This window comes from Methanobrevibacter sp. V74 (genome assembly GCF_963082495.1).
Classification (GTDB): Archaea; Methanobacteriota; Methanobacteria; order Methanobacteriales; family Methanobacteriaceae; genus Methanocatella.
On the sequence record NZ_CAUJAN010000002.1, the window covers coordinates 309347 to 322691 of the forward strand.

Annotated in this window: 13 protein-coding genes and 1 riboswitch; of the genes, 6 read left to right on the forward strand and 7 right to left on the reverse strand. The window is 29.0% G+C overall.

Going from position 1 to position 13345, the window contains the following annotated elements; translation table 11 throughout:
• Positions 1–6: 6 nt before the first annotated feature.
• Positions 7–1017, reverse strand: coding sequence for a cobalt-precorrin 5A hydrolase (locus Q9969_RS04180; protein ID WP_305554782.1), 1011 nt, complete (start codon positions 1015–1017; stop codon positions 7–9).
• The gene (locus Q9969_RS04185; protein ID WP_305554785.1) at positions 1014–2051 is read right to left on the reverse strand and encodes a cobalamin biosynthesis protein; all 1038 of its coding nucleotides are present in this window, start codon (positions 2049–2051) and stop codon (positions 1014–1016) included. The genes Q9969_RS04180 and Q9969_RS04185 overlap by 4 nt, the downstream gene beginning before the upstream one ends.
• Before the next feature lie 64 nt (positions 2052–2115).
• Here Q9969_RS04185 and Q9969_RS04190 point away from each other — a divergent pair, with 64 nt between their 5' ends.
• Complete coding sequence (locus Q9969_RS04190) at positions 2116–2598, forward strand: DUF2299 domain-containing protein (protein ID WP_305554788.1); 483 nt, start codon at positions 2116–2118, stop codon at positions 2596–2598.
• Positions 2599–3238: 640 nt separating this feature from the next.
• Positions 3239–4408, forward strand: coding sequence for an orc1/cdc6 family replication initiation protein (locus tag Q9969_RS04195; RefSeq protein ID WP_305554791.1), 1170 nt, complete (start codon positions 3239–3241; stop codon positions 4406–4408).
• Here the strand turns inward: Q9969_RS04195 and pyrB are convergent.
• Together pyrB and hisG are read right to left on the reverse strand one after the other, a co-directional pair.
• On the reverse strand, positions 4401–5327 hold the full coding sequence (gene pyrB / locus Q9969_RS04200; protein WP_305554794.1) for an aspartate carbamoyltransferase: 927 nt from the start codon (positions 5325–5327) through the stop codon (positions 4401–4403). The two genes, Q9969_RS04195 and pyrB, sit on opposite strands and share 8 nt — an antisense overlap.
• A gap of 57 nt (positions 5328–5384) precedes the next feature.
• A complete protein-coding gene (hisG, locus tag Q9969_RS04205; RefSeq protein ID WP_305554798.1) occupies positions 5385–6245 on the reverse strand; it encodes an ATP phosphoribosyltransferase in 861 nt (286 codons plus the stop codon).
• A 229-nt stretch (positions 6246–6474) separates the two neighbouring features.
• Between hisG and Q9969_RS04210 the strand changes: the two genes are divergently transcribed.
• Positions 6475–6681 (forward strand): histone family protein, encoded by a 207-nt coding sequence (locus tag Q9969_RS04210; protein ID WP_305514306.1) that lies wholly within the window; start codon positions 6475–6477, stop codon positions 6679–6681.
• A 42-nt stretch (positions 6682–6723) separates the two neighbouring features.
• Positions 6724–8028 carry an amidohydrolase family protein gene (locus tag Q9969_RS04215; protein WP_305555017.1) on the forward strand — a complete coding sequence of 435 codons (1305 nt, stop codon included), beginning with the start codon at positions 6724–6726 and terminating at the stop codon, positions 8026–8028.
• Here Q9969_RS04215 and tfrA read toward each other — a convergent pair.
• Positions 8021–9664 carry a fumarate reductase (CoM/CoB) subunit TfrA gene (gene tfrA / locus Q9969_RS04220; RefSeq protein WP_305554801.1) on the reverse strand — a complete coding sequence of 548 codons (1644 nt, stop codon included), beginning with the start codon at positions 9662–9664 and terminating at the stop codon, positions 8021–8023. The genes Q9969_RS04215 and tfrA overlap by 8 nt on opposite strands.
• 226 nt (positions 9665–9890) lie before the next feature.
• Here tfrA and Q9969_RS04225 point away from each other — a divergent pair, with 226 nt between their 5' ends.
• Both Q9969_RS04225 and ribB read left to right on the forward strand, forming a co-directional pair.
• Positions 9891–10271, forward strand: a complete 381-nt coding sequence (locus Q9969_RS04225; protein ID WP_305514308.1) for a DUF120 domain-containing protein — start codon at positions 9891–9893, stop codon at positions 10269–10271.
• Between the two features lie 39 nt (positions 10272–10310).
• Positions 10311–10440, forward strand: a riboswitch (FMN riboswitch).
• A 44-nt stretch (positions 10441–10484) separates the two neighbouring features.
• Positions 10485–11168 carry a 3,4-dihydroxy-2-butanone-4-phosphate synthase gene (ribB, locus tag Q9969_RS04230; RefSeq protein WP_305554804.1) on the forward strand — a complete coding sequence of 228 codons (684 nt, stop codon included), beginning with the start codon at positions 10485–10487 and terminating at the stop codon, positions 11166–11168.
• Here the strand turns inward: ribB and Q9969_RS04235 are convergent, their stop codons facing one another.
• Both Q9969_RS04235 and Q9969_RS04240 read right to left on the reverse strand, forming a co-directional pair.
• On the reverse strand, positions 11169–11570 hold the full coding sequence (locus tag Q9969_RS04235; RefSeq protein ID WP_305514313.1) for a hypothetical protein: 402 nt from the start codon (positions 11568–11570) through the stop codon (positions 11169–11171). It lies immediately after the preceding gene.
• The gene (locus tag Q9969_RS04240) at positions 11570–13063 is read right to left on the reverse strand and encodes a cobyrinic acid a,c-diamide synthase (RefSeq protein WP_305554807.1); all 1494 of its coding nucleotides are present in this window, start codon (positions 13061–13063) and stop codon (positions 11570–11572) included. The genes Q9969_RS04235 and Q9969_RS04240 overlap by 1 nt, the downstream gene beginning before the upstream one ends.
• Positions 13064–13345 lie beyond the last annotated feature (282 nt).

The window sequence follows — 13345 nt, forward strand, 5'->3', positions numbered from 1 at the left end:
TTTTAACTAACAAACAGCAATAGCTATTGTAACACCATTGTAAGAAGTTTTTTTATAAATCAGTTTTGAATCAAAACCGGCGGTTATTAAAGCTGAAGGTTCACAAACACCATAAATTCCAAATTTTGATTTTACAAATTCAGATTTACTAACATCATTTGAACTAAATAGCTTTAATTTATCCATTTCAACAAAATTAACCGGTACATTTAATTTATCAGATAATTCCAATATGCCTTTTTCGTCCTTCTTAATTTCAGCTGATGCCAGCATGTTTACTCTTTCAGTTGAAATATTCAATTCAATTAATGATTTTTTTAAGGCATCATAAATAAATTTACATTCCTTGTTTCTTTTACATCCAATTCCAACAACTATTTTTCTCTCTTTTAATATTATTTTATGTTCATCTAAGCAAACATGTATTTCATGTGTATTTATTTTTGATGAATAATAAATTGAGACATTGATTTCAAGTGTATTATTATTTAAATATTCATGTAAGTAGTCAAAATTGCAATTGGGATTAATTGTTAAAGAAATTTCCCTGCCGTCTAAAATAGCTTTATTAAAGTATAAAATCTCTTTTGTATTGTCAATTGATAAATACAAGTCACGTGCAAAAATATCAATGCCTAATTTTTTATTCACATCTGTTGACGTTGTAATGACAGGTGTTGCGTCAATTAAGTTGGAAATTTTATGTGTTAACTCGTTTGCACCACCAAGATGACCTGAAAGTGTGGATATTACAAAATTACCATTATCATCAATATTCAATACAGCAGGGTCAGTTACTTTAGATTCTATTAATGGTGCAATAGATCTAATCAATATTCCAGATGCCATAATAGCTACAATTGCATCATATTCATGGAATAATATTGGAAAATAATTTTTAACATTTTTATGATATAAATCAGTTTTAATTATAGTTGAATCTAACTCTAACCTTTTTTTTAAATCAATTGCTAATTTTTGACCTTTATCCGATACAGAAATTATTGCTATTTTCATAATATCACAAATATTAATATAAATAATAAAACAATTGTCAGAGTATATAATGAAATACTTAATTTTGACAATTTAACTGCTTTTGAAATATCTTCCTTAGTTATACATTTGTTATTGTCACCTAAAATATATGTTCCCTTTTTAATCAATTGGATATTCAATGCTCCTGCAGTAGTGGCCATTGTATAACCGGAATTAGGTGAAGGACATTTTCTTGCATCTCTAATCATTACTTTAAATGCATTTTTTCCATCTAACTTAAGCAGATAAGCTGAAAACACGATGAATATTCCTGCAATTCTTGATGGAAGATAATTTAAAACATCATCGATTTTAGCTGGAAAAAAACCAATGTTGATCAGTTCGTCTGTTTTATAACCAATCATCGCATCAAGTGTATTTGAAATTCTATACAACATTGGAATTAACAACAAATAAAACAACTGATTATTTATAGTACAATGCAATATTACTATGCCGAAAATAAAATAATAGAAAATTGGAGCAACATATGAATCTGTTATATTTTCAGTTAGACTTTCAATTGCAGCTGAAACAATAAATGATTCTGTTAATTCATCAGTATCACGACTTACAAGATATGATACTAACTGTCTTGCTTTATCAATATTATCGTATAATGCGGTTTTAATGTCAGCAGCAGTTTGTAAAAGCATGTTAACAGAAAATGTGGATGACAACAGTATTGTGAATATGATAAATAAAAATATGATGTTTATTGATGAAATTAAATATATAATGTATAATATTACACTTGAGACACAGCACACACAAGCAATAACCAACAATCCGGATAATCTGTTTTCAATTTTTATAAATATTTTTTTGAAAAAATTGGCTATTAATCCTATTATAACAACAGGATGAATTTTTGTTGGCAATTCACCAAATACAATATCAATAGCTAATGAAAATATTAAAGCTGAAACAATAAATATAAATATGTTTAGAGAGGTGATATTGTTTATTTTTATTAATAATATATCATTAAATAAATTAATATATTCAATCATAGTTTAATATATATAATAAAAAAATAAATAATTTATTATATATTTTTTTAAATAAGATGATATTATGAGCATTGAAGAAAATGTAAAACAATGGTTATCTGAAGAAGATTTCATACGTGAAGTCAGATATGATGAAAATGCAGATTTTCATTTTATTATTGAGTTTCCAAAAGATAATATAATGGAAGTTATTAAACCAAAAGGTAAAGATTTTATTCTTATTGCCTGTGCTACTAAAGTTGCTCAAGAACATTTAAATTTAATGAATAATGCTGACGCTTTAACTAAAAAGGATTTCATCATGGCATTAAATTTTAGTTTAAACAGTTATTTAGTTGATTTTGAACTTAGAGTTGTGCAAGATATATTACAACAATTTGTTGTTACAGATCAGATATTTGAAGATGGTTTGACCAAACATGAATTAATTAAAACCATTAAAAGAGTATTTAAAGCTAAATTACAATGTGTTTGGTTAATTGACCAAAAATTCACCAGACCTAACATTACTGGAACTTCCTCTAATGAAAATGACATGTTCATTTAGAGACAGGGGGGTGCATTTCAAGTGTAACCTTTTTGAGGATATATTAAGATTGAAGAGGTGTATTTCAAGTGTAAACACTTGAAATTTATCTTTATTATTTTTTCTTATTTTTTAATTTAAAGAATTTTTATTTATTATCTATTGATTTAAAGTATTTTCACGCGATTTTGATTTTTTTACACTTGAAATGTATGTCTTCATTTTAGCTTTTCACATGAAAAGCATTACACTTGAAATACACCTCTCTCTGTTAATGTTAAATGATGATAATATTTTTGAAATTAATATTTTTAGGCTAATCTAAAAGTTAATAGATACTATTTTTCTCAAAAAATTACACTTGAAATTGTTATCTTATATTTGAAATTGTACTATTTCATATTTAAAATTTAATTTTCTTATATTTATTTAAAATAAGAATAAATTAATATTAATACTAATTTCATGGTTATAATTGATTTTAATTAGTATTTCATTAAACTAATCAATTTAATTAAAATAATTTTTCATAAATAATGTTTTTTTCATACATTTTTACAAGTTTGTAATAAAAAACTTTATTAAATATTTTTTTAATATATTAACACTGGAAATTATACTTATCATATTTTTTTATAATTTTATTTTTTTAGGTGAAAACATGGGAAATATTTTTGAAGATGAAAACTTTATTGGGAGGTCTAAGAAAAACAATATTTTTAAAAATAAAACACCTCTTGATCATAGATTCTTACCAGATAAATTACTACATAGAGATGAACAAATAAGGCAAATTGCAAAATGTTGGGTTGATGTATTAGATGGTGTTACTCCATCAAATGTTACTTTATATGGTAAAACAGGTACTGGAAAAACAGCTACCTCTAAATTTGCAAGAGAACAACTGCTGGAATTTGCAAATAATGAAAATGTATTTGTTAAAATTGAACATATTAGATGTACTGATTATACAACAGAATATCAAGTCATTGCTGAGTTATGTAATAGACTTGGACGTGATGTACCAAATCGTGGCTGGACAAAAGCTGAAGTTGTAAATACATTTAGAAATATTTTTAAAAGACCAAGTATCCGTAGAGGTAAATTACTTTTAATTGTTATTTTAGATGAAATTGATATATTGCTTGATAAAGATGGGGATGGGATTTTATATACCCTGACAAGAACAGATAATGTATCGGTTTTATCAATTAGTAATTATTTGGACTTTAAAAATTTAATTAAATCAAGAGTAACAAGTAGTTTAAATGATAAAGAAATAGTATTTCCACCATATGGAGCAGATCAGTTATCAGATATTTTATCTGAAAGAGCTGAGCTATCATTTAAGGATAATGTTTTAGAATCTGATGTGATTCCATTATGCTCAGCAATGGCCGCTAAAGAAGAAGGTGATGCAAGATATGCTCTAGATTTACTTAAAAATGCTGGTGAATTAGCATTTGACGAATCTTCAAAAAAAGTGACAAGCAATCATGTAAGAAAAGCTAAAGATAGAATAGAACACAATAAAGTCAGTGAAATTTTATCTACATTACCACTTCAACAACAAAGACTTTTAGAAGCTATTTTGAATTTAACAAAGAAAAATGAAGAAATTACCTCAGGTAAACTATATGAGACATACACAGATATTTCTAAAAAAGACGCTGTAACTTATAGAAGAATATTTGATTTTATTAATGACCTTGAATTATTAGGTTTAATATCAACCAACACGGTTTCACGTGGACGTGGAAAAGGAAGAACCAATATTATCAAACTTCAATGTGATGAAAACTTACTGGAAACAGCTTTTTATACTATTTAGGATTGTTTTTAATTAATGTTTTTAAAATTGCCATTCTCACAGGTACTGCATTTGCAGCTTGTGTGAAATATTTATTGTATTTAGTATTATCCACATCACTGTCAATTTCATCAATTCTAGGTAAAGGATGCATAACTATCAAATCTTTGCCTTCCAACATTTTTTTGTTAATAACATAAGCACCTTTAATTTTCAAATACTCTTCAATGTCACCAAAACGTTCCTTTTGAATTCTGGTTATATATAAAATATCAATATCATCAATAACATCTTCAATGTTATCTGATTCTTCATATCTGACATTGGTTTTATTTAAATCATGAAGAATTTCTTGAGGCATTCTAAGTTCAGGTGGAGATACTAAATAAATTTTAATATTTTCAAATAATCCTAAAGCATTTGATAGGGAGTGCACTGTACGACCAAATTTCAAATCTCCAATTAAAGCTATTTTCAAATTATCAATTTGACCTATTTCTCTTTTAATTGTGTATAAATCAAGCAATGTTTGAGTTGGGTGTTGTCCTGCACCATCACCTGCATTGATAACCGGAACATCCACAATATCTGATATGAATTTTGAAACCCCTTCAAGTTCATGTCTAATAACTAAAGCGTCACAGTATCCTTCAAACATTTTAGCAGTATCAGCAATACTTTCACCTTTTGACACGGAACTGGATCTACTATTTTCAAAACCAATGCCCTCTCCACCTAAACGTTTCATAGCTGTTTCAAATGACATTCTTGTTCTTGTAGATGGTTCAAAAAACATTAAACCTAATATTTTTCCTTTTAATTCCTCTGAAACTTCTTTTGATTTAGCAATATTTTCTAGTTTAGATGCTTCTTCGAGAATATATTCAATATCTTCTCTTTCAAAGTCTTTTATTGAAATTATATTTTTTAATCTAAACATTTAATCAAATCCTTTTTATATAACTATTTTAAACTTTGATGTTCCTAGTAATAATGTTTATATTATTCTTTCAATTGGCACAACTAAAATATCACGAGCACCAGCATTTCTTAAATCGTTTACAAGTTCAAATACTTGTTTTTCATCAATTACAGCTTGTACAGCAACAGTATTTTCACCAGATAATACTTTAGACATTGTTAAACCACCCATTGATGGCATAACTTCTTTGACTTTATCTAAATCAATTTCATCAACATTCATCATAATTAATTTTTTCCTATCAGCATCAAGCACACCTCTGATACTTGTGCTGACAGCTTCAATTAACTCTTTTTTCTCAGATAAGCTATCATGATTTGCAATGAGTTTAATGGTACTGTCCAAAATCGAATCGATAATTTTTAAATGATTCATTTTAAGAGTTGTTCCAGTGCTTGTTAAGTCAGTAATTAAATCTGCAATGCCAATAAATGGAGCTGCTTCAGTAGATCCACTTAATTTAACAATTTTCAAATCCAATCCTTTTTCATTTAAGTATTTTCTAGTCAAAACTGGAAATTCAGTAGCCACTTTCATGTCTTCTTTAATGTCTTTAATTGAATTTATATCAGATTCTTCAGGAGCAGCAAAGACTAATTTTGTTTGTCCAAATCTTAAATCAAGTAATTCACTAACATCTGATTCGCTTTCTTTAATTAAGTCAACACCAGTTATTCCCATATCTGCAATACCATCATTGACGAATTCAGGTATATCAGACGCTCTTGCAAACATGACTTCTATATTTTCATTAAATGTTTTAGAAATTAATTTACGATTATTTTTATCGATTAATCCTAAACCTGCTTTTTCTAATATGTTTATAGAAGGTTCACTAATTCTTCCTTTTGAAGGAACGGCAATTTTAATTTTCATCATATCTTCTCAGATTTTTTTTATTGATAATAATATATTAATCATTTTATTAATATTTTATTAACTTTTAGATTTATTTTTATTTTATCTCTAATTTTTATAACTCATTTTTAAATTATAACTGAAATTAAACAAAATATTTAAATATTAAGATGTATTATATTGTTATTTAACTTATTATTAATGGTACTAATAATAAGTTATAATTGAATTTTGTGAGGTGAAAACTATGTCTGAAATACCAAAAGCTCCTATCGCAAGAATCATTAAAGAATCTGGTGCTGAAAGAGTCAGCGAAGATGCAAAGGATGAATTAGCTGCATACTTAGAAGAAGTTGCACGTAATGTTGCTAAAGAAGCAAACAGCGTTGCTAAAATCGCAAAACGTAAAACTGTTAAAGCAGAAGATATTAAATTAGCTATCAAAAACTTATAAATAGTTTTTAACTAACTTTTTTTTATTTTTTTTTAAGGTGTTATTATGTATAATACTATATTAATCAAAAATGCATTAATTTTAAACCCAAATAATTTTGAAAATAAGAAACAATCACTATTGATTAAAAATGATTTAATAGCAGAAATTTCCGATGAAATTGATGAAAGTAATATTGATAAAGTAATCGATGCAGAAGGTAAAATATTACTTCCAGGATTTATTAATACTCATACTCATTTATCCATGACTTTATTTAGAGGTTTAGCAGATGATTTAAGTCTTGATAGTTGGTTAAATGATCATATTTGGTCAATAGAAGCAAATCTTAATGGTGATTATTGTTATATTGGTGCTCTTTTAGCAGCAGTTGAATTAATTAAATCAGGAACAACAACCATTAGTGACATGTATTTTTATATGGAGGATGTTGCACATGCAATTGATGTCTCTGGTTTAAGGGCAGTTTTGTCATATGGAATGATAGACTTCGGGGATGCTGATAAAAGAGAATCTGAGATTAAAGAAAATTTAGCTTTATACAATGCCTGCAATGCCATGGCAGATGGAAGGATTAAAGTTTTCTTTGGCCCACATTCTCCATATACTGCTTCTGAAGAATTATTAATTAAAGTTCGTCAATTAGCGGATGAATATAATATGGGAATTCATATTCATGTTTCTGAAACTCAAAAAGAAATAAAGGATATTTTAGAAGAAAAAGGTCTAAGGCCATTCGAATATTTAGAAAAAATAGGATTTTTAGGTCCGGATGTTATAGCAGCACATTGTGTATGGCTCAGTGACGAAGAAATTGAAATAATTAAAAAACACAATGTTAAAGTTTCACATAATCCCTGCAGTAACATGAAATTAGCTTCAGGAATTGCACCTATTTCAAAATTAATTGAAAATGATATTTGTGTGGCTATTGGAACAGACGGCGCTTCTTCAAATAATAATTTGGATTTGATAGAAGAGTTAAAAACAGCAAGCTTGCTTCAAAAAGTATCTACATTTGATCCTAAAGTTCTAAATTCAGATGAAGCAATTGAGATGGCAACCATTAAAGGTGCTGAAGCTTTAGGTTTAAGTGAGGAGGTTGGTTCTATTGAAGTCGGCAAAAAAGCAGACCTTATTTTAATTGACACGGCTTCAGCTAATATGACACCAGATAGTTCGGCTTTGTCATCTAATATTGTTTATTCAGCAAACGGTTCTAATGTTGACACCACTATTTGCAATGGTAAAATTTTAATGGAAAATAAAAAATTAACTACTTTAGATGAAGATGAAATTTATGCCAAAGCCAGACAAGCTATAAAAGAATTAAAAGAAGCTATCTAGCTTCGAATTTTATTTCATTTTTATTTATTACTATGCTCTTTTTCCATTCATCTTTGGTTTCAGGAAAATCGCTTCTATAATGTGCCCCACGACTTTCTTTTCTCAATATTGCTGATTTCACAGTTAAAATACAGATATCGACCATATTAATTATTTCCAACACGGTTAATAGATCATCATTATATTGCTTTGTATTTTTAACATCTAAATTAACAATTTCTTTTTTCATTTCCTGAAGTTGGGCTAATGCTTCATTTAAGGTTTTTTCGTCACGTACAATAGCTACTTTTTCCCACATCAATTTTTTAATATTATTTTTAAATTCTTTTGGTTTAATCGAACCTTTTTTGATTAAAGATTCTATTCTTGATGCTTCTGCTTTAACCATTTCATAGTTGCTTTTCAGTTCAGTTGTTTTAGCTATTTCACTTGCACTTTCACCTGCGATTTTACCGAATACTTGGGTATCAGCTAAAGCATTTCCACCTAAACGGTTAGCTCCATGAACTCCTCCACAGACTTCACCCGCTCCAAAAAGATTTTTTAATGAAGTTGATGCATCAGGATTGATTTTCAAACCACCCATAAAGTGATGTGCTGTTGGAGCAACTTCAATTGGGCCATGCTTAATATCTACACCAACATTTTCAAATTGTAAAACCATTGTTTCTAATTTTTCTTCAATATACTCATCATCTAAATGTGAAATATCAAGGTATACTCCACCATTTTCAGTTCCCCTACCTTCTACGATTTCCTGATAGATAGATCTTGCAACAACATCACGTGTTGCCAATTCCATTTTTTCAGGAGCATATTTACTCATGAATCTTTCACCATCACGGTTTATGAGTTTTCCCCCTTCTGCCCTTACAGCTTCTGTAACAAGCACTCCTTTTTTGGATTCCGGTGCTACCATACCCGTTGGGTGAAATTGCACTTGTTCCATATCTAATAGATCAGCTCCAGCATGATAAGCTATTGCATAACCATCTCCGTTTTTTTGAAAGGTATTGGATGTTACAGGGTATAATTGTCCAGCTCCTCCACTTGCAAGGATAACGGCTTTAGCTTTAAAGTATATTATGGTGGAATCTTTTAATCTAAGGCCTATTGCACCGATAACTTGGTTTTTATCACTAACTAAAGAGGATATCATAACCTCTTCGATACATTCAATGTCTCTTTTAATAATTTCTTCTTTAAGTGCATTTAATAATTCTGCACCAGTTCTATCTCCCTGATAACAAGTTCTTCTATAGGTTTGACCTCCAAAAGGTCTTTGGTCTATTTTTCCTGATTCTTGACGGTCAAATAATGCGCCGTAGTTTTCAAGGTCAATTAGCCTTTTCGGAGATTCATTTACAAGAATTTCGACTAATTTTTCATCATTTAAATAGCTTCCACCTTTTAATGTGTCAAATATATGTGCATCAGTTGAGTCGTCTTTATCAACAGTTTTGAATACTGCATTGTATCCTCCTTCTGCCATTCCGGTACAGCCAGACCTAAATGACAGACCTTTTGACACAATTATTGCTTTTAAACCTGAATCATCAACTTCAATAGCTGCCCTTGAACCTGCTCCGCCAGATCCGATAATTAATACATCTGTTGAGATAGTTTTTATTTCCATTTCCATTACCCTGTAAAATTTTTATTAATAACTTGTTATGTTTTTTTATTGTTAAATAAATTTCTTCAAAAATATTTATTAATCAAAAATAATTAATTATTAGTATTGAATCTATATTTCTCAGATAATATTTAAGTGTTTAATATTTTAATATTGTTTAATTGAAGATATGGTAAAAATTTTTTATAGTCTTGTCTATTTATGTAATTTAATTGGAAGGTATTTGATGAAAATTGAGGGTGAAGTTACAACGGGTTTTGGAAAAGCGGCATATTTTTTATCACAGGAATTTTACACTAAAGAGTTTGAAAAAAATTTGGGATTTATACCATTTCCTGGAACATTAAATTTAATTATTAATGAAAAGTATTTAGACAATATAAATGAACTGAAAAACAATTGTAAAAACTTAATAAAACCTGATGAAGGTTTTGGTGCTGTAAAATATATTAAAGCCATTTTAAATGATGAAATTAAAGGAGCTATTGTGTTTCCAGCTAAAACAACTCATGAAGAAAATTATTTGGAATTTATATGCAAGGATAAGCTAAGGGATATAAAATCTATTAAGGATGGTGACATTTTATCAATAGAGTTTTTTTTGTAATACCATAAAGTATTTTATCTATTAATAATATATTTGATAATACGTTCTCAGGGCGGAGTGAAAGTCTCCACCGGTGGTGATTTTAAAAAAATAAGTCCACGAGCACAACGGTGTTGATTTGGTGAGATTCCAAAACCGACGGTGATAGTCCGGATGAAAGAGAAGATAATAGTTATTTTTAGCCCTGGTTCTAGTAAATAAGGAGATATTACTATGAATCATGAAACAAAATTAGAGAAAGCTTTCGAAGCAATTAGAAATGGAGAATTTGTACTGGTTTTCGATGATGATGATAGGGAAGGGGAAGTTGATATGATTATCGCTTCTGAATTTGTAAATCCTAAATCAATTGCAACCATGAGAAATGATGCTGGTGGTTTAATCTGCAATTGCCTGCATTCTGATTTTTGTGATGAAATTCATTTGCCGTTTATGGTTGACATTATGCAAGCAGCTAGTGAAAAATATCCAGAACTTAGTGAACTTGCACCAAATGATATTCCATATGATGATAGGTCATCATTTTCCATTTGGGTTAATCACAGAAAATCTTTCACTGGCGTAACAGATTATGACAGAGCAAGAACCATAAGTGACATGGCTTTAATGATGAAGGAAAAAAGATTTGATGAATTCGGTGCAACATTTAGATCCCCAGGTCATGTGTGTCTTTTAAGAGGAGCAGATGGACTTGTTAAAAATAGGCAGGGACATACTGAAATCGGCCTTGCATTATGTGAAATGGCTGGAGTTACTCCTGTTTGTGTGGTTTGTGAGATGATGGATGGTGAAACCGGAAAAGCCACTTCAATATCCGATGCTTGTAAATATGCAGAAAAAAACAATCTTATATTGCTTAAAGGCGAAGACATCATCAATGAATATTTAAAAGAATAGCTAGCTTTTACTAGCTATATAATCTGAAATAAATTTTGTATTTTGTTTAATTTTATAGGAATTATAAATGCTGAATGAGACGTATTTTCCGTCTCTCATTTTAATTTCTAAACCGTCACGAACTTCTTTTGAATTGTTTATTTCAACTACTTTATCATATGATATTCTCAATGTTTTATTTTTAAGTGCTTTTTCAATGTGAATTCCATCATCTAAAATTTTTACAATTTTTACAGCACGACGATTTTTATCGGAAGCTATTTGAATATTGCCTTCACCGTCAAAAGTATATTCCGGTATTAAACAAGTTGCTTTCCAACCATGCTTCATTTTTTTTAAAATATGAGTTTTGTCTTTTTTAGTTAGTTTGACTCCTTTTTCAGGACTTAAATTAAGTGCCATTATATCACCTTACTTTTAATTTCATCAAATGAGTAAATTTTATTAAATTCAACTTCATGGGCCATATTAATTACTGAATCGATATCTAAGTTATTTTCTATTAAATCCATTGCATGTGAAGTAAATAAATCATATCTTATTTCAACTTCTGGAATAAATCCACGCATATCTCCAGATTTTAATTTTGGAAGTTTTAAAACATTTTCAACATGTGTGTTGTTTTTAATATAAGGAACTACATTATCAAATATCTTATCATTGTAGACCTTGTTAAGTAAAATTGCTTCTACTGAAACTCCAAGTTTTTCCAGCATATTCGCATGGGAAACTAAATCGATTGCTGCAGATTCAATTCCACCTTTATTCACGCCTGATGCAAGAATCATAGGTATATTTGATGACATTGCAATTTCAGCAGCTGAAAAAGGAACTTTTTCATTTAAAATACCAGTAAACACGCTCATTACTCCTTCAATAAGTACAATATCATAGTCCGAATTATTCAACCTGTCTATTGTAGATTCAATATCTGCCCAACCTAAATGTCCAATTTTGACAGATGCGAAGTCCTCCATTTTTCCTTTGGTCAAATATAATCCAGGTATAATGTCACGTACATCTGGACCTACTTTTAGAAGGGCTACTTTATAACCTCTTTTTGTTAATGCACCTGCAAGACCGGTTAAAATGAAAGTCTTGCCAGAGTCAGACCCATTACTTCCGATCATTAAGTATTTTGGCATTTTATTTCCTTTAATCGACGGTATTTTAATACCTGTATTGATTCCGATCTCACCTTTTAAATATTTTTTAACCTCCTTGTTTCTATTGTAAATTTCATCAGTATTTGTAGCATCTATTTGTTCTAATAGATTGTTTACAATAATCGGATTTTCATCTAAAATTCCATGAATCATTGTTCCTATAACATTGCCATCATCGTTACATGCACCTGAAAAGAGGTTATAATCACCTTTTTTGTTAGTGTCGCCATAATTCATTCTTTGAACTTTTGAATAAAACAGAATTTTAGCATCACCTTCTACTTTACCATAAGTGTGAGTATGAAAACCAGTCACATCTTCTTTTTGGTTTTTTACTAAAAATGAGTTATTATATACTTTTGCAACTACACGGTCACTTGTAATCAATGGTGAGAAATCAACATCAATTATTCCAAGACCTTCTTTAAGAATCGGCACCGGAGATTTACGGCCGATATCTATTTGATTTGATAATAATTGAAATCCTGCACATATGCCAATAATAGGTTTTCCATCACGTGCCATATGTTTAATTTCTCTGTTTAATGGAATATCAATCTCATTTGATTCAATTAATGTTCCACCAGGTATTATTAATGCATCAAGTTCTTTTGAAGCTTTATTACCATTAACTAATCCGTTTTCACCTACAACATCGGTTGGCAAGTTTCCAAAATCTTCAAATCCTGGAACAGCTCCATTAATATAGGCAAGTCCAATCTTTGTCATAAAATAACCTCTACTACTCTATTGTTTTTTATTAGTATAATATTTAAAGGTATATTTCAAGTGTAAAAAATCATGAAATTTATATAATTTTCAAAAAAGTTCAAGTTCAATTATACCTAAAAAAGCTCTTTAACTTTCAGCTTTTATTATTTAAACAGAAATGCTTAAGATCCTATAGAGAAATGTGAATTCATGAATTGCATAAATAATTGATGAAATGGATTAAAACTACATGTATTTTAGGTAATTCAGTAGAAAAAAGCAGTGGTTGAAGAGTCATTG